24 protein-coding genes are annotated in these 26,905 nt (G+C 60.7%); 12 read left to right on the plus strand and 12 right to left on the minus strand.

Annotated elements, in window-relative coordinates:
* Positions 1-35: 35 nt before the first annotated feature.
* The 4 genes from WNY37_RS16095 to WNY37_RS16110 all read left to right on the plus strand — a co-directional run bounded on the left by WNY37_RS16095 (position 36) and on the right by WNY37_RS16110 (position 5,654).
* Positions 36-3,056: a TonB-dependent receptor gene (locus WNY37_RS16095; protein WP_342974414.1), complete on the plus strand. Its 3,021-nt coding sequence runs from the start codon at positions 36-38 to the stop codon at positions 3,054-3,056.
* A 107-nt stretch (positions 3,057-3,163) separates the two neighbouring features.
* Positions 3,164-4,345, plus strand: coding sequence for an acyl-CoA dehydrogenase family protein (locus WNY37_RS16100; RefSeq protein ID WP_342974415.1), 1,182 nt, complete (start codon positions 3,164-3,166; stop codon positions 4,343-4,345).
* A 63-nt stretch (positions 4,346-4,408) separates the two neighbouring features.
* A complete protein-coding gene (locus tag WNY37_RS16105; RefSeq protein ID WP_342974416.1) occupies positions 4,409-4,837 on the plus strand; it encodes a hypothetical protein in 429 nt (142 codons plus the stop codon).
* Positions 4,838-4,958: 121 nt separating this feature from the next.
* On the plus strand, positions 4,959-5,654 hold the full coding sequence (locus tag WNY37_RS16110) for a zinc transporter (RefSeq protein ID WP_342974417.1): 696 nt from the start codon (positions 4,959-4,961) through the stop codon (positions 5,652-5,654).
* On the opposite strand, the gene WNY37_RS16115 is transcribed toward WNY37_RS16110, so the two are convergent.
* Complete coding sequence (locus WNY37_RS16115; RefSeq protein WP_342974418.1) at positions 5,651-6,280, minus strand: TerC family protein; 630 nt, start codon at positions 6,278-6,280, stop codon at positions 5,651-5,653. The two genes, WNY37_RS16110 and WNY37_RS16115, sit on opposite strands and share 4 nt — an antisense overlap.
* Positions 6,281-6,464: 184 nt before the next feature.
* On the minus strand, positions 6,465-7,163 hold the full coding sequence (locus tag WNY37_RS16120) for an OmpW family outer membrane protein (protein ID WP_342974419.1): 699 nt from the start codon (positions 7,161-7,163) through the stop codon (positions 6,465-6,467).
* Between the two features lie 226 nt (positions 7,164-7,389).
* Between WNY37_RS16120 and WNY37_RS16125 the strand changes: the two genes are divergently transcribed.
* The 3 genes from WNY37_RS16125 to WNY37_RS16135 are packed head-to-tail and all read left to right on the plus strand — an operon-like array spanning position 7,390 to position 9,211.
* On the plus strand, positions 7,390-7,875 hold the full coding sequence (locus WNY37_RS16125; protein WP_342974420.1) for a transcriptional repressor: 486 nt from the start codon (positions 7,390-7,392) through the stop codon (positions 7,873-7,875).
* Complete coding sequence (locus WNY37_RS16130; protein ID WP_342974421.1) at positions 7,872-8,291, plus strand: hypothetical protein; 420 nt, start codon at positions 7,872-7,874, stop codon at positions 8,289-8,291. The genes WNY37_RS16125 and WNY37_RS16130 overlap by 4 nt, the downstream gene beginning before the upstream one ends.
* Positions 8,288-9,211, plus strand: coding sequence for a thioesterase family protein (locus WNY37_RS16135; protein WP_342974422.1), 924 nt, complete (start codon positions 8,288-8,290; stop codon positions 9,209-9,211). The genes WNY37_RS16130 and WNY37_RS16135 overlap by 4 nt, the downstream gene beginning before the upstream one ends.
* Here the strand turns inward: WNY37_RS16135 and WNY37_RS16140 are convergent.
* The 7 genes from WNY37_RS16140 to WNY37_RS16170 all read right to left on the minus strand — a co-directional run bounded on the left by WNY37_RS16140 (position 9,208) and on the right by WNY37_RS16170 (position 14,861).
* A complete protein-coding gene (locus tag WNY37_RS16140; RefSeq protein ID WP_342974423.1) occupies positions 9,208-10,176 on the minus strand; it encodes an alpha/beta hydrolase in 969 nt (322 codons plus the stop codon). The genes WNY37_RS16135 and WNY37_RS16140 overlap by 4 nt on opposite strands.
* Complete coding sequence (locus WNY37_RS16145; protein ID WP_342974424.1) at positions 10,176-10,922, minus strand: DUF4197 domain-containing protein; 747 nt, start codon at positions 10,920-10,922, stop codon at positions 10,176-10,178. The genes WNY37_RS16140 and WNY37_RS16145 overlap by 1 nt, the downstream gene beginning before the upstream one ends.
* A gap of 113 nt (positions 10,923-11,035) precedes the next feature.
* A complete protein-coding gene (locus tag WNY37_RS16150) occupies positions 11,036-11,395 on the minus strand; it encodes a response regulator (protein WP_342974425.1) in 360 nt (119 codons plus the stop codon).
* Between the two features lie 61 nt (positions 11,396-11,456).
* The gene (locus WNY37_RS16155; protein ID WP_342974426.1) at positions 11,457-11,789 is read right to left on the minus strand and encodes an acyl-CoA thioesterase domain-containing protein; all 333 of its coding nucleotides are present in this window, start codon (positions 11,787-11,789) and stop codon (positions 11,457-11,459) included.
* Between the two features lie 90 nt (positions 11,790-11,879).
* Positions 11,880-12,305: a hypothetical protein gene (locus WNY37_RS16160; RefSeq protein WP_342974427.1), complete on the minus strand. Its 426-nt coding sequence runs from the start codon at positions 12,303-12,305 to the stop codon at positions 11,880-11,882.
* Positions 12,306-12,471: 166 nt separating this feature from the next.
* A complete protein-coding gene (argS, locus tag WNY37_RS16165) occupies positions 12,472-14,235 on the minus strand; it encodes an arginine--tRNA ligase (RefSeq protein WP_342974428.1) in 1,764 nt (587 codons plus the stop codon).
* A 23-nt stretch (positions 14,236-14,258) separates the two neighbouring features.
* Positions 14,259-14,861, minus strand: a complete 603-nt coding sequence (locus WNY37_RS16170) for a hypothetical protein (RefSeq protein WP_342974429.1) — start codon at positions 14,859-14,861, stop codon at positions 14,259-14,261.
* Positions 14,862-14,934: 73 nt separating this feature from the next.
* On the opposite strand from WNY37_RS16170, the gene ispH reads away from it, so the two are divergent.
* The 3 genes from ispH to WNY37_RS16185 all read left to right on the plus strand — a co-directional run bounded on the left by ispH (position 14,935) and on the right by WNY37_RS16185 (position 19,702).
* Positions 14,935-15,885: a 4-hydroxy-3-methylbut-2-enyl diphosphate reductase gene (gene ispH / locus WNY37_RS16175; protein ID WP_342974430.1), complete on the plus strand. Its 951-nt coding sequence runs from the start codon at positions 14,935-14,937 to the stop codon at positions 15,883-15,885.
* A gap of 312 nt (positions 15,886-16,197) precedes the next feature.
* Positions 16,198-17,493 (plus strand): adenylosuccinate lyase, encoded by a 1,296-nt coding sequence (gene purB / locus WNY37_RS16180; protein WP_342974431.1) that lies wholly within the window; start codon positions 16,198-16,200, stop codon positions 17,491-17,493.
* Positions 17,494-17,632: 139 nt separating this feature from the next.
* The gene (locus WNY37_RS16185) at positions 17,633-19,702 is read left to right on the plus strand and encodes a redoxin domain-containing protein (RefSeq protein ID WP_342974432.1); all 2,070 of its coding nucleotides are present in this window, start codon (positions 17,633-17,635) and stop codon (positions 19,700-19,702) included.
* Between the two features lie 104 nt (positions 19,703-19,806).
* Here the strand turns inward: WNY37_RS16185 and WNY37_RS16190 are convergent, their stop codons facing one another.
* Complete coding sequence (locus tag WNY37_RS16190) at positions 19,807-21,246, minus strand: alanine/glycine:cation symporter family protein (RefSeq protein WP_342974433.1); 1,440 nt, start codon at positions 21,244-21,246, stop codon at positions 19,807-19,809.
* 82 nt (positions 21,247-21,328) lie between these two features.
* Between WNY37_RS16190 and WNY37_RS16195 the strand changes: the two genes are divergently transcribed.
* Positions 21,329-21,781: a thioredoxin domain-containing protein gene (locus WNY37_RS16195; protein WP_342974434.1), complete on the plus strand. Its 453-nt coding sequence runs from the start codon at positions 21,329-21,331 to the stop codon at positions 21,779-21,781.
* Positions 21,782-21,928: 147 nt separating this feature from the next.
* Positions 21,929-23,887 carry a PBP1A family penicillin-binding protein gene (locus WNY37_RS16200; RefSeq protein WP_342974435.1) on the plus strand — a complete coding sequence of 653 codons (1,959 nt, stop codon included), beginning with the start codon at positions 21,929-21,931 and terminating at the stop codon, positions 23,885-23,887.
* Here the strand turns inward: WNY37_RS16200 and WNY37_RS16205 are convergent.
* Positions 23,884-25,476 (minus strand): FMN-binding glutamate synthase family protein, encoded by a 1,593-nt coding sequence (locus WNY37_RS16205; protein WP_342974436.1) that lies wholly within the window; start codon positions 25,474-25,476, stop codon positions 23,884-23,886. The two genes, WNY37_RS16200 and WNY37_RS16205, sit on opposite strands and share 4 nt — an antisense overlap.
* 253 nt (positions 25,477-25,729) lie before the next feature.
* Complete coding sequence (locus WNY37_RS16210; RefSeq protein ID WP_342974437.1) at positions 25,730-26,866, minus strand: acyl-CoA dehydrogenase family protein; 1,137 nt, start codon at positions 26,864-26,866, stop codon at positions 25,730-25,732.
* Positions 26,867-26,905: the final 39 nt, after the last annotated feature.

Raw genomic sequence — 26,905 nt, forward strand, 5'->3', positions numbered from 1 at the left:
AGAACCTCAAAATCATATTCATATTGGGAGGAAATATGACCGGCAAACTACTGTACACCTGTGCGCGATCCGCACTTGTTCTCGCGCTGGGAACGACATTCGTTGCAGCCGCCACGGCTCAGGAAGATGACGCTCCGGTTGTTGTCGAATCGACAACGGACGCCGATAGCGGCGAAGAACTTCGCCAGACCAAAGTGACCGTCACCGGTTCTTTCATCGCCGGCACCCCAGAAGATGCCGCACTTCCGGTCGATGTCTTCAACTCTGCCGAACTGGACGCTTCGGGCATCAGTTCGCCGCTAGAGTTCATCAAGTCGCTGCCGTCAGTTGGCTCCGTCCTGGGGGATACCAACCAGTTCAGCGCGACGGCGCAGGGCGCACAGGGCACCGGCTCGATCAACCTCAGAAACCTCGGCTCAACCCGCAACCTGGTTCTGATGAACGGCCGCCGCACGATCAATTCGCCGGGCGATGGCTTTGCCAACACCAACCTCATTCCACTGTTTGCGCTTGAGCGTATCGAAGTGCTGAAAGACGGCGCCGCGGCAACTTACGGTTCCGACGCGATTTCCGGCGTTGCCAACTTCATCACCAAGACAGACTTCGACGGCATCGAGCTGAAAGGCGACTTTACCGCCATTGACGGCTCCGATGGCGACACCGAATTCAGCGCCCTGTTCGGCAAGAATTTCGAGAATGGCAATATCATGATTGGTATTGGCCAGCAGGTCCGCTCCGAGCTGTCCTCGACCGAACGCGATTTCGTCGTGCAACCATTCGAAGTGAACCCGGCCGGTTGGTCGGTGCTCGGCAATCCCGGCACCTATATTCCAAAACTGGGCGATATCAGCCAGGGCGCAGCGGGCACGTCGCTCGGTCTCGCCGTCGACGGCGCAGCCTCCGGCGGGTGTGAAGCAACAGGCGGCGTGGCAGGTGTCCTGTCCGGCTTCCCGATCTGCCGTTTCACTTACATTCCGTTCGACAATATCGTTGAAGATCAGACACGGACGCAGGTCTATTTGCAGGCGGACGCTGATCTTGCTCCGAATTTCCGTATTCATACCGAAGCGCTCTATGCGAAGTCGGATCAGTCCAATAACCGCTATTCGCCAAGCTTCCCGCCAACCCAGGGACCACAGGGCCCCGGCAGCGCACAGGCCTTCTTCGTTCCGGACACCAACCCGGGCTATCAGGCCTTCATCGACCAGTCCGGCCTGACCGGTGGACCGGCTGATCCGGGCACGCCTGGCTCCTTCGCCAGCCTGCTCGGCAGCTACTCCTCCATCCTGTTCTTCCGTCCTGTCGGTCAGGGCGGCAATGAAGAACTGTACGGTGGAAGGGGCGGCCAGGTCGGCAAGGCGGTTGACGAGGCGTTCCGGGTGTCTGGTGGTTTCGAGTGGGACATCACCGACAAACTCACGCTGGACACGGCCGCAACCTTCTTCAAATCAGATCGCCTGTTCTACACGCCGGACGTCATTGGCCAGCGCCTGCAGGATTCCCTTGAAGGCTTTGGCGGCGAGAATTGCGACCGCGCAACCGGTACGGCAGGTGTCGGGGACTGTTTGTACTTCAACCCCTTCATCAACTCTCACGTGAACAACCCGGCTCTGGGGCTTGATAACCCGCTCTACGTGCCAGGAAACGAAAACTCGCGCGAAGTGCTGGACTATATGTTCGAACCGAACGGAACAGACCAGAGCGAAGAAACCCTGATCCTCGACACCGTTCTCTCCGGAGAGTCAGGTATCCTGCTCAATGGTGGCAATCTGGCTTACGCCGTCGGCGCCCAGTACCGTCACAACAAATTCTCTTCCGATCCGATCAACAACGTCTCCAACGCTGACATCAATCCATGTCCGGTTGAGGGCGAAGTTGACTGTGCCCTGCCGATTGGGCCGTGGATCTTCCTCGGCCAGACGCGCGAAAGCCGTCTGTCGCAGAGCGTTTACGCTGTCTTCGGCGAAGTCTTCCTGCCAATCGTCGACGATTTCGAAGCAACCGTTGCGGTTCGTCATGAGGATTATGGTGGCTCGATCGGTTCGACCACGAATCCGAAAGTCTCGCTGCGCTACACGCCGACCGAGTGGCTCACCCTGCGCGGTTCGGCTGGTACGACGTTCCGTGGCCCTGGGCCGGGCGTGGTCCGTGAGGGGCGCCTCACAACCAACCTTGCCGGTATTGCCGCTGCGAACAACAACTTCAAATCGGTTGATACGTTCGGCAATCCAGGCCTTAGCCCGGAAACCGCCTTCACCTACAATGTCGGTGCCATTTACGACAATGCCGGTCTGACGGTCTCCGTCGACTATTGGAGCTATGACTTCGAGGACGAATTGACGCTGACACCTGTGCAGGGTGTTGCCAATGCGGTCGGTAACGGTCCGGGCGATGGCAGCCAGGCGGTAAACTGTTCCCACCCCCTCGTTGATCGCATCACCTTTGCGGGCAACCAGTGTATCCAGGGTGTAACGGTCGGTAACGACATTCAGCGCGTTCGCGCCGACAACGTCAACGGCCCCGGCGTCAAGACCTCCGGTATCGACTTCGCAGCCGCCTACGACTTCGATCTTGGTCAAGGACTGGCAACCATCGGTGCCAACGGCACGTACACGATGGAATACGAAGTGCGCGAATTCTCGGTCGACGGCACCGTTTTCGCACCCGGCTTCGACGCGGTGGGTTATTCCAACTTCGACCGCAGCGCACCTGCAATCTCGGAGCTGAAAGGTAACCTCTTTGCCAACTATGCTCTTGAGAACATCAACCTTCGCTACACGCTGGAATATCTGAGCGGTGTGGAGGACAATCGCGGGCCGACCGATCCAGGTACGGGTATCACGACTTTCGGCGTCTCGGCTGAAGACTACATCCAGCACGACCTGCATGGTTCCTGGACGCTTCCGGTCGAGTTTGCTGAAGTTCAGCTGACCGGCGGCATCGAGAACATCACCGATGAGGAGCCGGCTCCGGCGCGTCTCGAGCTGTCCTACAACCCGTTTGTGGGTAACCCGCTCGGCCGTACCTACACGATTGGTCTGCGTCTGCGCTACTGATCGGTTTGACTGATAAACCGGGAAAGCCCGTTGCCTTGTGCAGCGGGCTTTTTCTTTGCCGCAACGTCATGAATTGATTTCGCGCGAAGCGGCGTCACGATTGCGCCATGAGCAAATCACGCGACATCACATTCGACAGCCTTCGCCCCCCGGCCCCATGGATGGACGAGACCCACACCATGTGGCGCCGCTCTGTCCGCGCCTTTATCGACAAGGAACTCGTTCCGAACATCGAGAAATGGGAAGAGGCCGGAGAGATCCCGCGTGACGTCTACCCCAAAGCCGCCGAAGCGGGTCTTCTCGGCATGGGCTACCCGGAAAAATATGGCGGCGGCGGCACGGATTTCGACCGCTTTCACGGCACGGTCACGTCAGAAGAACTCGCCCGCATGGGCGCGGGCGGCGTGTCCTCGGCCCTGATGATCCACGGCATCGGCCTGCCCCCTGTCATGGCGCTCGGGACCGAGGAGATGAAGCAGGAGATCGCGCCGCAAGTTCTCTCTGGCAAGAAACAGATCAGCCTCGGCATCACCGAACCCGGCGGCGGCTCGGATGTCGCCCAGCTGAAGACCAGCGCCAAACGCTCCGGCAATGGCTGGGTCGTCAACGGCTCGAAGACCTACATCACCGGCGGGATGACCTCGAAATGGCTGACCACGGCGGTCCGCACCGGCGGGCCGGGCATGGGCGGCATCTCGCTGATGCTCATCGACCTCGAAGCCGACGGCGTCTCGCGCACCTCCCTGCCCAAGATGGGCTGGTGGGCCTCCGATACGGCCACAATCCATCTGGACGACGTCTTCGTGCCCCCGGAAAACCTCATCGGCGAGGTCGACAAGGGCTTTTACGGCATCATGGCGAATTTCAATGGCGAGCGCCTCGGCATGGCCGCTCAGGCCACCGCCTATGCTCGTGTCTGCATTGAGGAAGCCGCCGCCTGGGCGCAGCAGCGCGAGACCTTTGGACAGCGCCTCGCCGATCATCAGGTTATCCGCCACAAGATCGCCGCCATGTGCCAGCGCGTCTGGGCCACCACCGCGATGCTCGACCAGCTCACATGGCGCGTCCAGAACGGCGAACAGCCCATTGCCGAGCTCGCCATGCTCAAGGTGCAGGCCACCGAGACAATGGAGTTCTGCGCCCGCGAAGCCATGCAGATCCTCGGCGGCGCCGGCTTCATTCGCGGGCACCGCGTGGAGCGCATCTATCGCGAAGTCCGGGTCATGGCGATTGGCGGCGGTTCGGAAGAGATCATGCGCGATCTCGCCGCTCGGCAATTAGGCCTTTAGCGGAACGTTCGCTTCTGCTTTCCCGTTTTTGGTGACATAGATGTCATTTTCCGGAGACACCCCATGAAATCCACCTGGCTCGCCATTGCGGCACTTCCCCTACTCGCCGCATGCGGCGGCGCTGATGAAGAAGAGGGGCGGACCCTTTTCGCCAACTGCGTGACGGTCCTCTCCGATGCCGAGCTCACCACTGAACTTGCCAAGGCGCAGACAAGCCCGGACGCCGCCTGCACCTGCCTTCAGGCACGCGTCGGGGACAATGGAGATGAGCAGGCTGCCGTCGCGCTCTTCTTCTCGGATCTCGCTGGCGCGATGGACGGGTCCGATTACAGCGCCGAAGATCTCGCCGGCCGGCTCGCAGCAAGATCAATCCTGCCCCGGGAAGACGGGAACGATATGACCTTTGCCGAAGCGCTCCCTGTCTTCAATAATGTGTTTGAGGACCTCATCGAAGACATGCAAGAGAATGAAGGGGCCTGCCCCGATATCTGATGCGCCGACCCGCATACGCGTCTCTTCCGCCCTTTTTATAGCGTAAACCCTGGGGCCTTAGGGGCCAGGCCGGAACCGCCAGGGGCGCCGGGCGTCTAATCTGTCGGGAAAGGATAATCGCATGACCATGATCATTGTCGTCGTCGTGGTAACCGCCGCCCTGCTGATCGGCGCGGCATGGGGGCTGTTCGGCCCGCTTCCCAAGCGGGTAGAAGGCTTCCTGATCGCGGCTGCTGGCGGCGCGCTGATCGTGTCGGTCGTCTCTGAACTGGTCGAGCCCGCCTCGAAAAACGCTCCGCATCTCTGGGTCATGAGCTCGCTGATGGCGGGTGCGATCATCTTTCTAATGCTCGACTATGTCGTGAAGGAAAAGTTCGGCTCCGGCGGGGCAGGTCTTCTCACATCGATTACGCTGGACGGCATTCCGGAAAACCTCGCGCTCGGGGTTGCCCTCATCGGGGCCGGGCCCGCCCAGGTCGCCGCGCTCGCTGGCTCGATCTTCCTCTCGAACCTGCCCGAAGCGGCAGGCGGATCGCAGGAGATGCACGAGGACGGCATGTCGAAATCAAAAGTGTTCGGGACATGGGCCATAACCGCTTTCCTGCTCGCAGGCGCCGCGATTGCCGGCAATCTCCTGCTCAGTTCCGCCCCGAAGGAAGCGCTTGCCCTGATCCGCGCTTTTGCCGCTGGCGCCGTGATCGCCTCGCTGGGGACCGAGGTGTTCCCGAAAGCCTATAAGGAAGATCACCTGCTGGCCGGTTTCGCGACCGCTGTCGGCTTCGTTCTCGCCTTCAGCCTCAGCATGCTTGCCGGCTAGGGTGCGATCTCGTCAGACAGCCCTGTCGCCTGAACCACTTCCCAGCCGCCTTCCCAGATCATGTGCAGCGCCACCCAGAGGATGACCAGAAGGCCGACATAGGCAATCCAGCGATACTTGGTCAGGACCCGCGCCAGGAAGGTCGATGCCACACCCATCAGGCCGATCGACAGGACAAGGCCAAAGACCAGAACGACCGGGTGCTCGCGTGCCGCGCCCGCCACGCCCAGCACATTGTCGAGCGACATGGAAATATCCGCGACGACGATCTGCGTCACCGCCTGGCGCAGCGTCTTCTTCTCCTTCGCCGCGACGTCGCCCGGATGGACGTCCTCACCCGCATGGGTTCCTGCCCGGATCTCGCGCCACATCTTCCATGCGACCCACAAGAGCAACAGTCCGCCCGCCAGAAGCAGGCCGATAATCGCGAGGAGTTGTGCGGCGACCAGGGCAAAACCGATCCGCATCACGGTCGCGGCAATGATCCCGATCAGGATCGCCTTGCCCCGCTGCGCCTTTGGCAAGCCCGCAGCGGCAAGGCCGATGACCACGGCATTGTCGCCGGCCATGACGAGATCGATAAAAAGAACCTGAAAAAAGGCGCTCAGCGCGCCATCGGTGAACATCTGTGTGCCCTGCTAGCCAGAGGTGGCTTGAGCAAAGATCGCCACGGCGCCGGGGCACCGCAAGACGCACCTGAAAATAAATCCCGCGACCTCCCCAAAAAAGAAAAGGCGAGCTGTCCGTTCTGGATCAGCTCGCCAGTGTTATGTCCGCAAGTTAGGAGGCATTTGCGAACAGAAATTCACGTCAGAACTTGTAGCCGAGGCCCACACCGACGATCACAGGGTTGATCTCGACATCGGCGTCAACCACGACGCGGTTTGCGTTGAGCGACGGTCCGAGCGCGCTTGTCAGGTCCACTTTGACATCTGGCTCGATCCACACCTTCTTGACGTCGACATTGAGCGCCCAACCGCCCGGCTCGCCGTCCAGATCATAGTCCGCGCCGGCCTGCAGAGCGAAGCCAATCGTCGGGTCATACTCGATGCCATCGGCAACCTTGCCTGCATCTTCATCGAAGAAGAAGGTCGCGTTTACGCCAGCGCCGACATATGGCTTCAGCGGTGTGCCGGTATCAAAGTGGTATTGCAGGGTCAGCGTCGGCGGGAGGAGCCAGACGTCGCCAAGATCAACCGTCGCATCGGTCAGCACACCTGGCACGGTCACACCGGTCGCCTTCACATCGTGTGGTGTCACGCCAAGAATAAGCTCTGCAGCGATGTGATCGGTGAAGAAATAGGTGATGTCGAGTTCGGGCACATACTGATCGGAAATGTCGACAGTACCCGGAAGTGCGCCGCCGCCGACTTTGAGGTCTGCCCCTTCATCCGGCAGGACACCGATAACACGTCCGCGGATCATCCATGGATTGGTTTCCGCTTGGGCGGCCATGGCGGTGGTGATAGAACCTGCAAGCATCAGCCCGACCATCAATACGCGTTTCATTTCTTTCTCTCCTCACAATTGGATGAGGCGAGTTAAGCAATTGAAATCACATGGGATACTTGCCACACCGCCGCGCGCTCGCGTGCCGCGCGACATGGCGGCGCAACTAGGGGGAAGTGCGTATCGACGCGCGTCCAATCCCGCTTCACATCTCAAAATTCGGCCCGGAATGCGACTCGCGACCAGATGACTGGAAATTTGTACCGAAACGTCCGACATTAGGCACATGGCCCACACAGCGACCGACGAGCATATCCACGCCAACACGCCTTGCAGCCCGCAGGACGTGGAGGCTTTCCTGACCGAAGCCGAAACACTGGCGGCCCGCAAGGGACAGAGGCTCACCAAGATCCGCCGCAAGGTGCTCCGCCTGCTGCTCGAGAGCGCTGAGCCATCCAAGGCTTATGACCTTCTCGCCAATCTCGATGGCGAAGGTTCTGCCAAGCCGCCCACGGTCTATCGCGCGCTGGATTTCCTTCAGGATGTCGGCCTCGCCCACAAGATTGAGAGCCTCAACGCCTATGTCGCCTGCGGGCATGCAAGCCACAAGCATTCCGCCGTCTTCCTGATCTGCGACGAATGCGGCGGGGCCGAAGAATTGCACGCCACAGCCACGACGGACGCCCTTCACGCTGAAACCGAAGCTGCGGGCTTCAGACTCCGCCACGCTGTCATCGAAGTGCGCGGCATCTGCCGGGACTGCGACGCGTGAAAGCAGCATGGGTGGCCCTCTGCCTGGGCGCGGCCGCCCTTTCTGCCGCGGCCGATGATGAGGACTTCAAAGCCGCTGCGGCGGCCGGCCCCTGGTCTGGCTGCGTGTATGAGGAAGGCTACGACCCATACCCCATCACCCTGACGCCGCGCGGCAAGGATTTCTTCGTCGATTATCCCGGCCTCTGCACTGGGGGCCATCTTGGACCAGACATTGAAGCTCCCTACGACGCCATTGAAATCATTGTTGTAAATGCCGATCGCTGCGTTCAGGGCCTCCCGGTGACCTACACACTCGATCGAGAGCAGCTGCGCATCGATTACCACGCCATTGCAACCGGCGCCTACGCCTTGCTGCAACCGACACCACCCGGTATGACCCATCCGGCTTGCAGCACTGCGGAGGCTATTTCGTGATCGATCTCTGGAAAGGCATCGCCAATACATGGGATTGCGACGAGATGGGCCACATGAATGTGCGGGTCTATATCGAGAAGGCTTTTGAAGGCCTCGGACACCTCGCCGGTGCCTGCCATCTCTCGCACGCCTTCAGGCCAGATGCGGCATCGACGCTCATTCCCGCCGAGCAACACATCCGTTTCATCAAGGAAGTGCATCCTGGGCTGCCGCTCAGCATGGTTGGTTGTACGCTGGAGGTCGATGAGACCGGCACCACTGTCTATCAGGAAATGCGTCATGGCGACGGCTCCGTCGCCGCAGCCTTCCGCACGAAACTCCTGCATGTCGATGCGACCACGCTGAAGCCATTCCCGTGGACGGCGCGCTCCCGCGCCGCGCTCGAAGCGCTTGGCGATGAACCGCCTGCGTCCACCGCACCGCGCGGTCTCGACCTGTCATTGACGCCATCGAAAACCGGAGAGGTGACCCGCGCCATCGCCATGGATCGCGGCGCCAAGGTGATCGGGCTCGGCATGGTGCCGCCCGGCGATTGCGATGTGTTCGGCCGCATGAACCCGCACATGTTCATTGGCCGGATATCCGATTCCGTGCCGAATTTGCTGCATGACTGGCGCAGCCGCGTTGCAAGCGCCGTCCCCGGACAGGAAATGGGCGGCGCTGTTCTCGAAAACCGCATCATCTATCGGCGTTGGCCCAAGGCTGGTGACCTGTACGAAATCCGTTCATCGCTGGGACGCGTGGAAGAAAAGGTCCACTCCCTGGTCCACTGGATGCTCGATCCGCTGACCGGTCAGCCCTGGATGACGGCAGAAGCGGTCGCCGTGACCTTCGACCTGAAGAAACGGAAAGTCATCCCGACACCGGCCGAGATGATGGACGAACTCGCCGATATCGCGCCCGGCGAGCTTTCCCTCTAGCCGGCACCGTGCAGGCTGCGCCGCATCGGGCCTTCATCGCCGGCTGAAAACCCTTCAATCAGTCGTCCGATCGTCAGCGACAGTTCATCGCGCACCTCATAGGGCACTTCCATCGGGTGGAAGTGGCTCGTATTCGGGCGTTCCTTCAGGACCAGATCAGGGTTCTTGCGCACCAGAAGATCGGTCACCTTCTCTGACATGACCGGCTTATGCTCGGGCCGCATCACAACGATCGGGATCTTCTTCTTGCGGATCTTGTTTAGCGCTCCCCAGGGCTGGTTGCGTTGCCCCTTGAAGGTCGCGGCCTCCCATTTCGGTTCGCAGTTCAGCCGCCAGACCTGATCTGCACTATCCTGAGGGTTCTCATCGATGCGATGGAAACCATCCATGATGTAGTCATCGAGGAAAGGGGTCCGCCAGGTCTTGAAGGTGTCCCTGTCCTGATAAGCCTGCTTGATGGCCTCCTGGCTCGGAAACTCGGCGCGGCGCCGTCTGGCCTGGCGCGCCATGCCATGTCCGGTGTTGAGGATCGGCCGCAGGAACGGAAACATGTGAGCGATAAAATAGAACCGCCGCGTCATGATGACCGGATCGACCACGACAAGGCCCTTCACCAGGTCAGGCCGTTTTCCAGCCACCAACACGGCCACGCAGCCCCCCATCGAATGCCCGCTGAGCACGACCGGGCGGGTCGCATTCTTCTCGAGCCACTCAATCACATCATCGCGGTAGCGGTGCCAGGATCGCATCCTTGAGGGCACAGCCGGTAATTGCGTGCGCCCATGGCCCCGCAAGTCGAGCGCGGTCACCTTGGTGCGCAGGCCGAGCGGCGCCAGCAATGACTGGTATGTCATGGCGTTGAACCCCGTTCCATGCAGCCACAAGGCTGCCATCTCCAGGGCGGGGTTTCCAAAATCGATGGCCTGCATTTCGCCGTCGGAGATTTCAGTAAAGTAGCGGCGCATCAGACCGACCCGAAGACCTTCCTGAGAAGCTCCGTCGTTCGGGCGACGGGGTTCTCGCGGATCTTCTTTTCTTCGAGCGCGAGATAATCGAACATACCGTCCAGGCCAAGATTGACCGCATGGGTCGTCAGGGAAGACTTGTAGTCCGTCGCAGCCACCGCCAGCATCGGCACGCTGGACGTCGCTGAATCAAGCGCCTGATACGCGCCTGAACTTGTCAGCGCGTTTTCCACATAAGGCGTGAACAGCTGGCGCAGCGATCGTTCAGTCTTGGTGCGCAGGAAGTCCGTCGCCGCCGTATCGCCGCCTCTCAGCAGGCCGACAGCATCCTCGATCGTTATCGATTTCACCGCATCGATCACGATTGCCTTGCCGGCCGGAACAGCGTCTTCTGCAGCGCGGTTCATCCGCAATTGCAGGTCATCCAGCGGCGCTGATAGCCCCACTCTGGCAAGTTCGCGCTGAACCTCACCAAGCCGGCCGGGCAGCGGAATCCGGATCTTTGGATCGGCCCAATAGCCGTCTCTCACGCCGATCTGCGAGGCCACGCGCTCGGTGCCGATCTCCAGCGCCTGTCGAAGGCCTGCATCGATTTCAAACTGTGAGAGGTCCCCCGCTGCGCCGGATTGGGGATAGGAGCCGAGCACCTCGCCAAGACCCGTGCCGAACTGGCCGCCCGTACCATCGCTCGCACACCCGGCGGGAAGCAGGCAAGCCGTCAGGGCCCCGATCATGATGGTACGCATCGTCTCTCCCACGCAAACTCTACCGGCTGAACCGCTTCGGACGTCTCATGCGTCCGTGGCGAAATTCAGTCATCCATGATTCTGCACCCGCGACGGTCGAGTGTAAAGCGCTCTCAAGCGGCTGCGGCGAGTGATTTCAGGATCAGCATATTCATCGTGGGCTTGACCAGAACCTTGGCTTGCGGCCACCGCAAATTCAGATCGCTGACCTTGCCTCGGCCGGTATAAAAGACGGTCGCGATACCCCGTGCTTTCAAGACATCAGCGACGGCGGACGTGTCTTCGTCGCCCAGATTATAATCGAGCAGTGCCACGTCAAAATCGAGTGTGCCGGCCATGTCGAGTGCCTGGGACAACCGCGCGGCCACGCCGGCCACCTGTCCGCCTGCGCCCTCGACGGAGAGCTTGATATCGAGTGCGATACAAGGCTCGTCCTCAACGATGAGGACGCGCCTCTGATCAAGCATTTTCATACCGGACCTTCTGGGAGGACATTGTCGTTCTGTATTTAATATTGAAAATAAAACGGCGGCGTTAAGACAGTCTGAAGATGGACGTCGCCTTGATCAAAGTCCGGTCGCCTGACCGCAAATAAGCGTGCAGGAAAATCAGTGTTCGCGTCTGGCGATCAATGTCACAATCGATGTCGACCGCGCCGCCAGTAAAGGCTTCACCGGTAAAATCGAGGCTGACAGAGACGGTTGAAGCGGTCTTGTCGCCAGCCGATTCAGCCGCAAACTGCTTCATCGCGCGAAGGGCAATGGCTGACAGCGTGCCTTCGTCTGCACTGGCAAGGTCTGCGCTCAACCGGCCCTGCCCTGATGGTTTCAGGGATGAATTGAGGTCAATATCAGCAGGTGTCGTCATCGCCGCTTGCTAGGCGCTCTTCGGGCAAAAGAAAAGGCCTGCCGCTCGGGCAGGCCGATCCAGAGGACCTTGTTCGGCACATGCTGCCCCTTAGGCGACAGCAGTCTTGCGTTCTTCAATCACGGCAGGGTCGGCAACGATGAGATCACCAAGATGGCCGAGACCACGGATATCGTAGGTCGATTCCATATACTTGCCGACGCAGCCCATGAGCTGGCCGATCTGCTGGTGACCGAGGCCAATATCGTGAAGCTGGGAGAACATTGAGAGAGAAACGTGCTGACGACCGCCCGGGGTCTGCTCAATGAGGCGGGCAATCGTGCCTGTTGCGGCGCCGGTCTGCGCGCCGGTCGTGGCTGACAGCGTGCGGGCCCCTGGCATGCGAGAGAAGACTTTTTCGATCAGCGGCGCGCCCTGGCGCTCTGCCGTATTGAAAAGCACACCAAGCGCCTGGCGGGCGGATGCCTCGTCCAGACCGGTGGTCTTTGCAGTGGTTGAAATCAGGTTGTTCAGCATGGGGTCAGCCTCCTCGTCTCGTCACTCTGAGACGTTCACCATACGGGCCCGCTCTTGCCTGAAGGTTACCGAGAGGCCCCTCTTATGTTCATTTTTCGGCCTCAATCCTTAAGGCGCGTTAGGGCCGGGTAAAAAAATTGAGGGATTCTGTTAACCCTCGGCATGCCTACATCCGTTCCGGCGCTTCGATACCGAGGATGCCAAGACCGGCCTCCAGCTGCTTCAGCACCGCCTCACAGAGCGCAAGCCGCGATCCGCGCAGCGCCGCATCGCTCTCATTGGCAATCGGATGGGCTGCATAGAGCGCACTGAACGCCTGAGCGAGCGAATAGACATGCTCACACAAAATGTGCGGCTGACGTTTCGCATGGGACTGGGCAAGCGCATTTGCGAACCCGTCCATGGCAAGCACGAGCGCGCGTTCGGTATCACTCTCGATCTTCACCTCGCCCGGCTGATGCCCGGCCTCTTTCGCGCGCCGCAGCAGCGATTTGATCCGCACCGCCGCATAAAGAAGGTAAGGCCCGGTCTTGCCCTCGAAGCTCGTAAACCGCTCGAGGTCGAAGATATAATTGGTCGTGCGCACATTCTGCAGGTCAGCGAAACGAAGCGCCGCCCGCGCCACCAGCGCCGCGATCTTCGCGCGCTCTTGCTCGCCGATCTCGTCAGACAGTCCGTTCTCGCCAATCTTCTTTTCGGCCTCGGCCAGCGCCATTGAGTTCAGATCGGCCAGCCGCAGGACGCCGCCTTCGCGTGTCTTGAACGGCTTGCCATCCGTGCCGTTCACCGTGCCGAAGCCGATATGCTCCAGCCGGTCTTCACTGATCAGCCCCGCCATGTCAGCGGCGCGGAACACCTGCTCGAAGTGCAAGGCCTGACGCTGGTCCACGACATAGAGCATCCGGTCAGGCTGTAGCGTGTCCATCCGGTCGACAATCGTTGCAAGGTCGGTCGCATGATAGCCCGTCCCACCGCGCGAATTGACAACCATGAAGGGCGGCATCTCTTTCTTGTCGTCCTCGCGGGAAACATCGATGATCCAGGCGCCATCATCCAGCTTGGCGAGCCCCTTTTCCTTCAGCATCTCCACCATGTCCGGGATCAGCCCATCGACATCGCTCTCGCCCTTCCAGAGGTCGAACTCGACGCCGAGGAAGGCGTAATCCAGTTTCAGCGCGTCGACAGAGACATTGATAAAGTGGCGCAACAGGGCGCGATAGCCCGGATGTCCCGCCTGCATCTCGGCAACGGCGAGCTGGCTTGCCTCATTGCGCGCGGCGTCCTCTTTCGCCTTGGCAGAGGCCTGCGGATAGAGACGGCCAAGGTCTTCGATCGTGACCGGCGGTTCTTCAGGATACGGGCCTTTGAAGTCCGGGTCGAAATAGACAAGGTCCGGCTGCTCGGCGAAGAGTTCGGTGATGAGGTGGCCCATCTGAAGGCCCCAATCGCCAAGGTGCGCGTCGCCGGTGACATCATCGCCAAGAAAGCGGAACAGGCGGCACAGCGTATCGCCGATCACGGCCGAGCGCAGGTGCCCCACATGCATCGGCTTGGCCACATTCGGCCCGCCAAAATCGATCACCACCGTCTCGGTGGTTTCCAACGCGCCACCACCCGCCTTGTCGTCAGCGCGAATGGCTTCCGTCGCCTCCGACAGGGCCTCGCTGGACACGCGAATGTTCAGGAACCCCGGCCCGGCGACATCGACCCGTTCGATTGGCCCCTGCCCCGAAATGCGGTCTGCAATCTTCGCTGCAAGATCGCGCGGCACCAGCCCCTTGGATTTGGCCGCGCCCATGCAGCCATTACACTGGAAGTCGGCAAGCTCCGGCCGGTCGGAGCGGCGCACAGCCCCCCACCGGGCCTCAAACCCTTCGGCCTCAAAAGCAGCAGCACACGCCGCCGACAATTGCGTGACGAGATCGCTCATGGCAGCCCCTTGAATGTCTGGATCTAGCTGCCGGCGTCGAGACGGAAGCGGTGGCCTGCACGATTGAAGGCAAGTTGGTCTTCGGTCAGGTCAAACCCGACGATCACTTCGAAGTTCGCGCCGGAGATCGTGTCGTCCACGCGCGGGATAATGATGTCCTGAAGCACTTCCTTGCGGCCATCGATGCCATCAGAATCATAGGTCGCATCGACCGTAAAATACTGCTTGGCCAGCACTTTCGAGCTGCGGCGCGTCACGGCGACCCAATAGGTGTAGCTGTGCCGGTTGGAATCAGCTTTCGGTCCCTGGCCGAATGCAAAGTCGATTTCGACTTCTGCGCGGAGCGGTTCATCATCAATATAGCGGCAAAACAGCTCAACATTCGTGATTTCGCCCGTATAGGCGATATCGGCGTAACTCGGCTCGTTACCCTGAAGCTCGACGATACGCGATGCATCATAAAGCGTAGCCACTGGCGGGCATGGGCCAGCGTTCTGACGCGTGTCGAGCGCGCGGCTTAGCGGGTTACTGCCACACGATGCGATGAAGAGTCCGGCTGCCAGAACAGCAAATACGCGCATACCAAATGCCTTGTCGCTCTTGGCCTGAAGGCTCAGGCCGTCCATGTAAGGGGTGCAGTGTTACCGGGCACCAGCAAATGGCGCAACGCCTCATCTGCTTGTACCTGAGGAGGATTGGATGACAAAGCGGTCACTCGAGATACGCCTTGCGGCCCCGCGCGGCTTTTGTGCCGGTGTCGACCGCGCCATCCAGATCGTCGAGGAAGCGCTCCAGAAGTGGGGCGCGCCGGTCTATGTGCGCCACGAAATCGTCCACAACCAGCACGTCGTCCAGCGACTGGAAGGCCTCGGCGCGGTTTTCGTTGAAGAACTCGATGCATGCCCGACCGACCGGCCTGTCGTCTTCTCCGCGCATGGCGTCCCGAAAGCCGTGCCCGCCGAAGCTGATCGCCGCGAGATGATCTATGTCGACGCAACCTGCCCGCTCGTCTCCAAGGTTCATGTCGAGGCCGAGCGCCACTACAGGGCAGGCCGCGAAATCGTCCTCATCGGCCATGCTGGCCACCCCGAAGTCATCGGCACGATGGGCCAGCTTCCAGACGGTGCCATCACGCTCATCGAAACGGATGACGATGCTCACGCCTTTCAGCCGAAAGATCCGGCCAATATCGCTTTCGTGACCCAGACCACGCTTTCGGTCGATGATACGGCCGATATCGTCGCCATCCTTCAGGACCGTTTCCCCGGCATCTCCACGCCGCACAAGGAAGACATCTGCTACGCCACCACCAACCGCCAGGAAGCGGTAAAAGCGATGGCGAACGGCTGCGACCTCTTTCTCACCATCGGGGCAGAGACCTCATCGAACTCAAAACGCCTCGTCGAAGTCGCCAAACGCGCTGGCGCGAAGGACTCCCGTCTGGTCGCCAGCGCATCCGACGTGAACTGGGACTGGTTCGAGGGCGTCGACACGCTCGGCCTGACAGCGGGCGCATCCGCCCCGGAAGACCTCGTCCAGGGCCTCATCGCCGCCTGCCGCGCGCGCTTTGACATTAACGTCACGCCGTTCACGACTGCGCAGGAAACCGTGACGTTCAAACTGCCGCGCGTGCTGGGCACAGAGGTTTAAACTCTTTCTCGTCATCCCGGAAAAGCCGCAGGCTTTATCCGGGACCCATCTCCTGCCGTTTCCACTGGGTCCCGGCTCTCCGCTTCGCTCCGGCCGGGATGACGTTCAAAAGCCACGCGGGGCTTGCCCCCTCCGCCCTGCCGGGCACCTCCCCCGTTAACGGGGGAGGAAACGCTAGAGGCGCGCGCCTTTCTTCCCCCGCCTGCGGGGGAAGTGGCCGCGAAGCGGTCGAAGGGGGCATCCTGTCTACACCAAAAACCTTGCTCCTCCCGCCCAGCAGCGTAGAACGCCCGCCAAGAACGGAGACACCCCATGATTCCACGCTATGCCCGCCCTGAGATGACCGCCATCTGGTCACCAGAAGAGAAGTACGGCATCTGGCTGGAAATCGAGACGCTGGCCGCCGAAGCGATGGAAGAGCTCGGCCAGATCCCTGAAGGCACGTCCAAGGCCGTCCGCGACAAGGCACGCTTCGAAGTCGCCCGCATCGACGAGATCGAGGCCGAGGTGAAGCATGACGTCATCGCCTTCCTGACCAATGTCGCCGAACATGTGGGCGAGCCCGCCCGCTTCCTGCACAAGGGCATGACCAGCTCCGACGTGCTCGACACCTGCCTTAACGTACAGCTCGTGCGCGCCGCCAACCTCCTGCTTGTCGGCATGGACCGCATCCTCGCTGCCCTCAAGAAGCGCGCCGAAGAGCACAAATACACGCCCAAGATCGGTCGCAGCCACGGCATCCACGCCGAGCCGACGACGTTCGGTGTCACACTGGCAACCTTCTACGCGGAGTTCGCGCGTGGCCGCGAGCGCCTCATCGCAGCCCGCAAGGAAGTCGCGACCTGCGCCATTTCCGGCGCTGTCGGCACCTTCGCCAATATCGACCCACGCGTTGAAGAATATGTCGCCGAGAAACTCGGTTTCGAACCGGAACCGGTGTCCACGCAGGTCATTCCCCGCGATCGACATGCGATGTTCTTCGCCACGCTGGGCGTCATCGCGTCGTCGATTGAGCGGCTGGCCACAGAGATCCGCCACCTTCAGCGCACCGAAGTTCTGGAAGCCGAGGAGTTCTTCTCCAAGGGCCAGAAGGGTTCATCCGCCATGCCGCACAAGCGCAATCCGGTGCTGACGGAAAACCTGACCGGTCTCGCCCGGCTCGTGCGCTCCGCCGTGACCCCGGCGCTTGAAAACGTCGCCCTCTGGCATGAGCGCGACATCTCGCACTCCTCGGTCGAGCGCGGCATCGGCCCGGACGCGACCATCCACCTTGATTTCGCGCTGCACCGTATGGCCGGCGTTGTCGAGAATTTGCTCATCTATCCTGACCGGATGATGTCCAACATGATGCGGCTTGGCGGGTTGCATAACTCCCAGCGCGTGCTTCTCGCCCTCGTCGAGGCAGGCGTTAGCCGCGAGGATTCCTATCGCCTCGTCCAGCGCAATGCGATGAAGACATGGGCTGGCGAAGGCCCCTTCCTCGATCACCTGAAAGCGGACAGCGAGGTCACCGCGAAACTCTCAGACGACCAGCTCGAAGCCCTGTTCGACCTCGACTACCACTTCAAGCGCGTCGACCTCATCTTCGATCGCGTTTTCAACGCCTGATAGTCTCTTCAATCTCCTTGCAAATCGCTGGAATTTAATCCACGATAGTTGAATACAATTATCGGTCCCAAGATCGGTGTGGCTGCCCTGCCAGGGCCTATGAGAATCCACCGACAAGACAGGGACTTGGGAGGAAACAATGAAGATCACCACTGCCCGCACGCTCGCAATGTCAGTCGCCGCCGCTGCGCTGATGACGGCCTGCTCGCAAAGCTCAAACGAGACCGAGACTGCCCAGACCGCGCATGAAATGGACATGCAGCATGGCGAGGCGCCGGATGTCGACGTCGCGGACTTTGTCGATAACTTCACCCTGATCGACCAGAACGGCGAGGCCCACGAGCTGTTCTATCACGCCGACGCGCCAGCCATCGTCATCATGACGCATGGCAATGGCTGCCCCATCGTTCGCGGCGCCGTGCCGGACTATCAGAAAATCGCTGACCAGTATGAAGCGCAGGGCGTGAAGTTCTACATGCTGAACTCCAACCTTCAGGACACGCGCGACGACGTGAAGGCAGAAGCCGAAGAGTATGGCATCACCCTGCCGGTCCTGATCGATGAGAACCAGCTGATCGGCGAATCCCTCGGCGTTGTGCGCACCGCTGAAGTCTTCGTGCTCGACCCGGCCAAGGGCTTCAAGGTTGTCTATCACGGCCCGATCGATGACCGCCAATCCTATGAGCGCCAGAAGGCCGAGGCCGACAATCACTACCTCACCGACACGCTTGACCAGGTCGTCGCTGGCGAAGAGGTCACCGTCGAAGGCCCGGCGCTCAGCCCAGGCTGCCTCGTCAACTTCCCGGAGCGCGACGCCAAGGATGAGCACGTCAACATTTCCTACGCGTCCGATGTCGCCCCGATCCTGCTCGACAAGTGCGCAGACTGTCATGCCGTCGGTGGTATCGCGCCGTGGGCGATGACCGACTATCAGACCGTTCGTGGCTGGTCGCCCATGATGCGCGAAGTCATCCGTACTGATCGTATGCCGCCCTGGAACGCTGACCCGCATGTTGGCAACTGGAAGGACGACAAGTCGCTGACCAGCGATGAAATCAAGACCCTCATCCACTGGATCGAAGCGGGGTCGCCGCGCGGCGAGGACCAGACCGATCCGCTGCAGGAAGCTGATCTCCACGCGCCCGAATGGCCGCTGGGCGAGCCGGACCTGATCCTCACGCTTCCTGCCTATGACGTCCCCCCCAACGGCATCATCGACTATTCCTATCCGATCGTCGAAAACCCGCTGACGGAAGACAAATGGCTCAAGGCCAGCACGATCAAGGCTGGTTCCCGCGAAGTGGTCCACCACGTTCTGTCTGGCTACATGTCCGAAATTCCGGAGGATGGCCGCGGCTCGACCGGGCGCTGGGAATTCTCGACCGGCGGCTATGCTGTCGGTGCCGAATCCACCGTCGCTGAAGACGATATCGGCACGCCATTCCCGGCTGGCGGGGCGGTAGGCTTCCAGATTCACTACACGCCCGTCGGCAAGCCGGTCACGGATGAAACCCAGATTGGCTTCTACTTCCACGACGAAGTGCCAAAATATGTCAGCCGCTCCAGCGTGATCCTCGACGCCTCCATCGAAATCCCGCCGGGCGAGGCGCGCCATATGGAAACGGCCTATCTCGAGATCCCGCACGATGCGATCCTGGAACGCGTCTTCCCGCATGCGCATTATCGCGGCTATGCGGCCGACATGTCGATCCGCTATCCCGATGGCACTGAAGAGCTGCTGATCTCCCTGCCGAAATATGACTTCAACTGGCAGCGCGGCTATGAATTCGCCGAGCCTGTGGACGTCCCGGCAGGCTCGCTTCTGATCTCCAATTACATCTACGACAATTCGGAGAACAATTTCGCCAATCCGGACCCGGACGCAGAAGTGACCTGGGGTGAGCAATCTCATGAGGAGATGCTCTTTACCTCCTTCACCTTCCGCTGGGCCGAAGAGACCTCCGATAACCGCAAGGACGCGTATCAGGAAGAGCTGGAAGGCAACCGCCTGTTCGGTGCCATGGATGACAATATCGATGGCAAGATCGAACTGGCCGAGATGAAAGGCATGATGGGCAACCGTATGAAGCCCGCCTTCCCGATGCTCGATCAGGACAAGAGCGGCGATCTTTCCAAGAAAGAGTTCAGCCGGATCAACGCCGTCATGAAGCGGATGCGCGAGCAAGGCGGAAGCGCGGGTCAGCAATAGAGCCTGGCGCTCAGTTTCGACCCAAAAGAATGGCCGGCCCTTTATCGGGGCCGGCCTTTTTCATTGAACCAGTAAGGACGGCGTACCCGCCCCCCGGCTGAAACCTACTCAGCCGCCGGACCGCTCGGACGTTCGGTCAGCTGCCAGGCAGACTTGTCGATATCGAGATCCTCGAATTTGTCCGGATCGAAGATCGGCACTTTCACGCCTGCTTTGCGCTGGGCATCGAAATCCCGCATCACGCGCAGCCCGACCGGGAAGAGCAGCGCCACGGCGAACAAATTCACCATCGCCAGCAGCCCCATCGTCACGTCCGAGAAGCTCAACACATCACCAAGCTGCACCATCGCCCCCAGGATCACGAAACCGATCACCATGAAGCGGTAGACATAGACCGCAATCATATTGTCCGGGATGTAGTAATCGACCGCATTCTCACCGAGATAATAGGAGTACATGATCGACGAAAAGGCGAAGAGGAACAGCGCGAAGGCGATGAAATACTCTGCCCAGCCGCCAATATGGTCCGCCAGCGCCAGCTGTGTCAGCACGCCCTGCTTAGCGTCATCAGCGCCAATATAGTTCTGCGTCGAGAGCAGAATAATCAGCGCGGTCACCGTACACATGATGATCGTGTCGATGAACACAGACAGCGACTGCACCATGCCCTGCTGCGCCGGATGCTCGACATAGGCCGCCGCCGCCACATTGGGGGCAGAGCCGAGCCCCGCTTCGTTGGAGAAGAGGCCGCGATTGACGCCCATCATGATCGCTCCGCCAATACCGCCCGCGACAGCTTCATTGAAGCCAAACGCGCTGGCGACAATGGTCCCGAACGCAGCCGGGATTTGCGGCAGATGTGTCAGCAGGACGAACAGGCCGAGCAGCGCATAGAACACCGCCATGACCGGCACGATGATCTCCGCGACGCTCGCGATCCGGCGCACGCCGCCAAAGATCACCAGGCTGACAACCAGTGCCAGCCCGATGCCCGACCACATGCGCGGCGCATCGAACGCTGAATAGATGGAGCTTGTCGTTGCAAAGCTCTGGAAGCAGATGAACGCAAAACCGAACGTCACCAGCAGGAGCAGCGAATAGACAAAGCCGAGAACCGGCCCAGCCTTGCCGAGCTTCTTTCCAAGGCCATGCTTGATGTAATAGGCCGGCCCACCGCGGAAATCGCCATTATGCTCCTTCTGCTTGTAGACCTGCGCGAGCGTACATTCGAAATAACTCGTCGCCATGCCGACCAGGCCGACCACCCACATCCAGAAGATCGCCCCCGGTCCGCCGAGCGCCAGCGCCGCAGCGACGCCCGCAATATTGCCGCCGCCGACGCGTCCGGCCACAGACAGCGCCAAGGCCTGGAAGGATGATGGCTGGTCGGTTTCGTGCTGGAACCCCTGGCCCAGCACCGAGAACATCGAGCCGAACAGTCTGAACTGGACACCTCGAGACCAGATCGTAAAGATCAGGCCGAGCGGAATGAGAACGGCAATCAGAATCTTGCCATTGATGAGATCGTTCAGAAAATCGAGCATGACATCCTTGAAAAATTGCAGCTTTCCATCTCTTAAGCGGCTCGCGCGCCGGTGTACAACGCGCATTCTGCTTGCGGCGACAATGATGATAGGTCTGCTCGCTCCGCAGGCGAGTTTTGCGCAGGCGCCGGTGAAGATCGTCAATTTCACCGCCGACTGGTGCGCATCATGCCATGTGTTCGAACCGAAATTCGCACGCGCCCTGGAAAACTACACTGTGGATGACGTCGAGTTGATCACGGTCGATCTCACCCATTTGCGGTCCGGCGAAGACAGCAAAGCCGCCACGATCAGGGCGTCCAAAGCGCTGCTTGGTTTTCACAAGGCGGCCTATCTCTGGGACTGGTATGGCGGTTATACCGGCCTCGCCGTCATGATCGCCGCTGATACGGGCGAGCCGATCAGCTGTGTCGACAAATCCTATTCCACCAAGCAGATTTCTGACCGCATCAAGCTGGCGGGCATCCTTGCCACCAAAGCCGCTCCGGGCCGGCGGCGTCCGGACGGCGCTGACTGCCCGGCTCCACTGCGGTAGCGACGCAACACTTTCCGGTCTATGCGCGTTACCCGCTTCATCTCGCCTTCACGATGCCTCATTTAGAGTCGATAGCCCGCGGGTTGCGCAACAAAAGAGCCTTTGCCGGAAAGGACCCAATTGTCAGGCCAGACTCCGAATCGCCCGATGAATGACCGCCCGCCGACCTATGATGGTCGCGGCGGCAGCGCAAACTGGTTCCAGAAAATTCTGCCCAACAGCCCGATCCTGAAATGGGCACTCATCGTGCTGACCTCGCTCTTTCTCATCGCGCTGTTGGTTGGCTGGCTCTACTGGCAGAGCCTCTATCGCGGCATGCCAAGCCTGCCCTCGAATGAACAGCTCTGGGCTAAAGGCCGCGAGCAGGCCATCGAGTTCATTGATGCCAGCGGCGACACGATCGCCATCCGCGGCCCCAGATATGGCCGCGCCATCAATCTGGAAGATCTGCCAGCGCATGTCCCGCAGGCCTTCATCGCAGCCGAGGACAAGCGGTTTTACGAACATGACGGCGCCGATACGCAGGCCATCATCCGCGCCGTCTGGGCAAATGTCACCTCGGGCGAGACCGTCTCCGGCGCGTCGACCATCACCCAGCAGCTGATCAAGAATCTCGTCCTCACGCCTGAGCAGACGCTGAAACGCAAGGCGCAGGAAGTCCGCCTCGCCCGCCAGCTGGAAGAACGTCTCAGCAAGGAAGAGATTCTCGAGCTTTACCTCAACCGGGTCTATTTCGGGGCCGGCTTTTATGGCCTGGGGGCCGCGTCTCGTTTTTACTTCGGCAAGAACCCCGAAGAGCTGACGCTCGCCGAAGCCTCCCTGCTCGCGACCCTGCCACAGGCCCCGTCCCGCCTCGCGCTCACCAATAATATGACCGACGCCAAAGCGCGTCAGACCTATGTGCTGCGCGAAATGGTCGAAGCAGGTTTTGTCACAACGGCGGAAGCCGATGCAGCGAAGGCCGAAGAAGTCTCGCTTGCCGAAACACCAGAGCGCGACCCGCAATTCGGCTTCGCCCTCGACGCCGCCACCGAGCGGATCGACGAAATCCTGCCAACGCTGCCCGGAGACCTTGTCGTGCAGCTCACCATCGATGCAGACCTGCAGGCCAGCATCGACGAGGCCTTCACCAAGCGGATGGCAGAAGACGGCGCAAAGCAGAAAGCCACGCAAGCCGCCGGAATCGTGATGGACGGCGATGGCCGCATCCTCGCCATGTATGGCGGCACCGACTACAGTGAAAACCAGTTCAACCGCGCCACGCTTGCCAAACGCCAGCCGGGCTCGGCCTTCAAACCCTTCGTCTATGCGACAGCCATCAAGCAGGGCCTGACACCCTATGACGTGCGTCGCGACGAACCGATCGAGATTGATGGCTGGTCACCGGAAAACTATGCGCGCAACTATTCCGGCCCCATGACGCTCACCGAAGCGCTGAAGGACTCGGTCAACACGATCGCCGCCGAGCTTGGCCAGGAAGTCAGCGAAGAAGCGATCATCTCACTGGCTCGCAGCTTCGGTTTTTCCAGTGAATTCAAGCCTCTCCCGTCCATCGCGCTCGGCTCACAGGAAGTCTCGCTGTCAGACCTGACACGCGCCTATGGCGTGTTCATGACGGGCGGCACGCGTCTCGATCCATACATCGTCGAAAAGATTTCCAACTCTAGGGGCGACGTCCTCTATGAGCGGCCCGAATACGACAAGAAGCGCGTCTATGACCAGAAGGACGCCGAGACCATGGTCGCGATGATGGAACGCGTCATTACGGACGGGACCGGCCGCCGCGCTGCCATTGATGGCTGGCAGCTGGCTGGCAAGACCGGCACCAGCCAGGATTCGCGCGATGCCTGGTTTGCCGGCTTTTCAGCCCTTCGCGTCGGCGCCGTCTGGGTCGGCAATGATGATGACAGCCCGATGGCCAAGGTCACAGGCGGCGGCCTGCCCGCCTCGCTATGGCATGACATGATGGTGCTCGCCCATGCAGAGCTCGAGCCTGAACCGCTCGCAGGGGCCGGCTCCCTCATCACGCTCTCGCCGATGGCCCAGCGCCGTATCGCTTTCTACCGCGACCTCGGCATCGCCTTCGATGGCGCCCTGAACAATTAGAGCCTCGCCGGCTCGAAGCTATCAGCCTGCGCGAGGTCCCATTCGCGCGCGAGATGGGTTTCGCCCGGCTCGGTGAGCAAGGTCCCCGGCTCCAGCAGCTCGTAGGCCCTGTGCCCCGGTTTGGCGATGTCTTCGGTGACGCGGTGCATGATGTGGCGAGGCGTCAGCTCATTCGGATGGCTGCAGCCCGCCGCGCCGACCACCTCCATCAGCGCCCTAACCGTATTGCGATGAAAGTTGGCAACCCGGTCGGCCTTGTCCGGCACAACCAGCCCGCGCTGGCGAAACTTGTCCGTGGTCGCGATGCCTGTGGGGCACGTATTGTTGTGGCAGTTGAGCGACTGGATACAGCCCAGCGAAAACATGAAGCCGCGCGCCGTATTGATCCAGTCCGCGCCGAGCGCCATCGACGCTGCGATGTTGAAGGCTGAAATCTGCTTCCCGCTCGCAGCAAGCCGCACTTCATCCTTCAGACCACAACCCACAAGCGCGTTGCGCACCAGTACCAGCCCCTGGCGAAGCGGCGCACCGACATGGTCCATGAACTCGGCAGGCGCCGCGCCTGTGCCGCCTTCTCCGCCGTCAACGACGATAAAGTCCGGCTTGATCCCGGTCTTCAGGATCGCCTTGCAGATCGCGAGCACTTCCCAGCGATTGCCGACACAGAGCTTCATGCCAACCGGCTTTCCGCCTGACATCTCCCGCAATTGAGCCACCCACTCCATCATGCCGACAGGTGTTGAAAAGGCGGTATGCGCCGGCGGCGAGAAACAGGTCTGACCGACCGGAATACCGCGCGCTTCGGCGATCTCTTCTGTCACTTTCGTACCGGGAAGGACTCCGCCATGGCCGGGCTTGGCCCCCTGGCTCAGCTTGATTTCGATCATCTTGATCTGATCGTCGGCGGCAACGTCCTTGAAGCGCTCCTTGTCGAACCCGCCAGCACTCGTCCGACAGCCGAAATAACCAGATCCAAGCTCCCAGACGAGGTCGCCCCCGCCCGCCTTGTGGTAGCGCGACACCCCACCCTCGCCCGTATCATGGTAGAAGCCACCCTTCGCGGCGCCGCGGTTCAGCGCCTCGATGGCATGCGCCCCGAGAGACCCGAAGCTCATCGCCGAGATGTTGAGAACGCTGGCCGAATACGGTTTTGGCGTCCCGCTCGCACCGACCATGATGCGGGGGTCTTCGTCTTCATTGTGCTTGGCGGCGACGGAATGCGACAGCCACTCATAGGGCGGCCGGTCGATGTCGAGCTGGCTGCCGAATGGCTCAACCGACGACACATTCTTTGCCCGGCGATAGACCATTGAGCGTTGCTCATGACTGAAGGGTCGGCCCTCGGTGTCGCTCTCGACGATATAAGAGCGGAAGAAGGGCCGCAGCTCTTCGGCAATCCAGCGAATGCGTGCCAGGATCGGGTAGTTGCGCCAGAGCGAATGACGTTTCTGGACGAGATCGTAAAGGCCGAGCAGGGTCAGCGCGCCAAACAGAACCAGACCGATTGCGAACCACCCGCTGACTTTGATCAAGGCGCCAAAAATGGCCGTCAAAATTGCCGTCAGAAACAGGGGAATATAGCGATACATAAAGCGGTCCAGGTCAGCTTGCACATCTCTACATAAGGTCCGCATGCGCGGGGGCAATGTTGCTCTTACCGCCCCTTCAGCCGCAGACAAAAAACTTGATGCGGGACGGAACCAAAAACGCAGGCGTCTGTTGTGCTTGTTCTAGTTTCTTCGACGCCCGCATATCCGGACCATTTATGTGAGCGAAGAGGAGTGGCCGGAGCTTCCCTCGAAGCTCCGGCCTTTCATTTCAGGCGTGCTGAAGTGTCAGCGCCTAGTAGCCGTTGATCTGCGCAAACCGGTCGCGGTGGAAGCTGGCAGAGCCAAGCAGCGCTTCCTGCACACGCGCCCGCTTCATGTAAAAGCCGGACTCATGCTCGTCGGTCATGCCGATGCCGCCATGCAGCTGCACCGTGTCGTTCGACACCAGATGCACCGTCTCGCCCGCCATCGCCTTGGCGAGGCTGGCCAGCTCGGCAATATCATTGCGTTGGTCATCAACCGCCGACAGTGCCGCCGAAACGCAGGATGACGTCAGCTCCAGATCGGTGAACATCTTGGCCGCGCGGTGCTGCAGCGCCTGGAAGGAGCCGATCAGCTGACCGAATTGTTTGCGGGTCTGCAGATAGTCATGCGTCATCTCAAAGGCTGCGCGCGAAGAGCCGAGCATCTCGGCAGCCAGCGCAATCCGGCCCCGGTCGAGAACCGGCTCAAGGATGTCCATGCCCTTGTCAGCCGCGCCAAGCACATGGCTTTCCGGCACATGCACGTCTTCGAATGTCAGATGGGCAGCCCCATGGCTGTCGACCGTGTTCAATGTCTGGACGCTGACGCCGTTTGCGTCGCGAGGGACAAGGAACAGCGTCAGTCCGTGCGTGTCGCCAGCCTCACCGAATGTGCGGCCCACGACGATGAACACATCGGCATGGTGGCCGTCCTGCACATATTTCTTGGCACCGTTCAGCGTATAGCCCTGGCCATCGCGTTCGGCTTCGGTGGCAACGCCAGCCGGATTGTGGTGGCTGCCCTCGTCCAGTGCGAGCGCGGTGGTGACTTCGCCAGACGCGATCTTCGGCAGCCATTCCTGCTTCTGGGCTTCAGAGCCGCCGAGCAGGATGGCGGAGGCGCCGATACAGGCGGTCTGCAGGATTGGCGTTGAGGCCAGTGTACGGCCCTGCGCTTCCATCACCTGGCCCAGCGCGACCATGCCCATGCCGACACCGTCATATTCTTCCGGGATCAGCACACCGAAAAAGCCAAGCTCAGCGAGCTTCTGGCGTGCTTCCGGGTCGGCGCCGTTCTTGCCGCTATCGCGAAGGCCGCGCAGGTGCTTCACCGGCAGCTCATCACGCGTGAAATTGATGGCGGTATCCCGCAGCATCTCCTGGTCTTCAGTCAGGACAAAACTCATCTTCGTTTCCTACTCTTCAACTGGCCAGCGCGTCAGGGC

The sequence above is a fragment of the Henriciella sp. AS95 genome (assembly GCF_038900055.1).
GTDB lineage: Bacteria > Pseudomonadota > Alphaproteobacteria > Caulobacterales > Hyphomonadaceae > Henriciella.

Excerpts from the sequence above, each read along its gene's own strand:
- purB (WP_342974431.1), top strand. The coding sequence starts at position 16,198 with ATGATTCCACGCTATGCCCGCCCTGAGATGACCGCCATCTGGTCACCA.
- WNY37_RS16155 (WP_342974426.1), bottom strand. The coding sequence starts at position 11,789 with ATGACGACACCTGCTGATATTGACCTCAATTCATCCCTGAAACCATCA.
- WNY37_RS16120 (WP_342974419.1), bottom strand. The coding sequence starts at position 7,163 with ATGAAACGCGTATTGATGGTCGGGCTGATGCTTGCAGGTTCTATCACC.
- WNY37_RS16185 (WP_342974432.1), top strand. The coding sequence starts at position 17,633 with ATGAAGATCACCACTGCCCGCACGCTCGCAATGTCAGTCGCCGCCGCT.
- WNY37_RS16105 (WP_342974416.1), top strand. The coding sequence starts at position 4,409 with ATGAAATCCACCTGGCTCGCCATTGCGGCACTTCCCCTACTCGCCGCA.
- ispH (WP_342974430.1), top strand. The coding sequence starts at position 14,935 with ATGACAAAGCGGTCACTCGAGATACGCCTTGCGGCCCCGCGCGGCTTT.
- WNY37_RS16140 (WP_342974423.1), bottom strand. The coding sequence starts at position 10,176 with ATGCGCCGCTACTTTACTGAAATCTCCGACGGCGAAATGCAGGCCATC.
- WNY37_RS16110 (WP_342974417.1), top strand. The coding sequence starts at position 4,959 with ATGACCATGATCATTGTCGTCGTCGTGGTAACCGCCGCCCTGCTGATC.
- WNY37_RS16160 (WP_342974427.1), bottom strand. The coding sequence starts at position 12,305 with ATGCTGAACAACCTGATTTCAACCACTGCAAAGACCACCGGTCTGGAC.
- WNY37_RS16210 (WP_342974437.1), bottom strand. The coding sequence starts at position 26,866 with ATGAGTTTTGTCCTGACTGAAGACCAGGAGATGCTGCGGGATACCGCC.
- WNY37_RS16150 (WP_342974425.1), bottom strand. The coding sequence starts at position 11,395 with ATGAAAATGCTTGATCAGAGGCGCGTCCTCATCGTTGAGGACGAGCCT.
- WNY37_RS16145 (WP_342974424.1), bottom strand. The coding sequence starts at position 10,922 with ATGCGTACCATCATGATCGGGGCCCTGACGGCTTGCCTGCTTCCCGCC.
- WNY37_RS16190 (WP_342974433.1), bottom strand. The coding sequence starts at position 21,246 with ATGCTCGATTTTCTGAACGATCTCATCAATGGCAAGATTCTGATTGCC.
- WNY37_RS16115 (WP_342974418.1), bottom strand. The coding sequence starts at position 6,280 with ATGTTCACCGATGGCGCGCTGAGCGCCTTTTTTCAGGTTCTTTTTATC.
- WNY37_RS16125 (WP_342974420.1), top strand. The coding sequence starts at position 7,390 with ATGGCCCACACAGCGACCGACGAGCATATCCACGCCAACACGCCTTGC.
- WNY37_RS16095 (WP_342974414.1), top strand. The coding sequence starts at position 36 with ATGACCGGCAAACTACTGTACACCTGTGCGCGATCCGCACTTGTTCTC.
- WNY37_RS16170 (WP_342974429.1), bottom strand. The coding sequence starts at position 14,861 with ATGGACGGCCTGAGCCTTCAGGCCAAGAGCGACAAGGCATTTGGTATG.
- WNY37_RS16205 (WP_342974436.1), bottom strand. The coding sequence starts at position 25,476 with ATGTATCGCTATATTCCCCTGTTTCTGACGGCAATTTTGACGGCCATT.
- WNY37_RS16100 (WP_342974415.1), top strand. The coding sequence starts at position 3,164 with ATGAGCAAATCACGCGACATCACATTCGACAGCCTTCGCCCCCCGGCC.
- WNY37_RS16200 (WP_342974435.1), top strand. The coding sequence starts at position 21,929 with ATGAATGACCGCCCGCCGACCTATGATGGTCGCGGCGGCAGCGCAAAC.
- argS (WP_342974428.1), bottom strand. The coding sequence starts at position 14,235 with ATGAGCGATCTCGTCACGCAATTGTCGGCGGCGTGTGCTGCTGCTTTT.
- WNY37_RS16195 (WP_342974434.1), top strand. The coding sequence starts at position 21,329 with ATGATGATAGGTCTGCTCGCTCCGCAGGCGAGTTTTGCGCAGGCGCCG.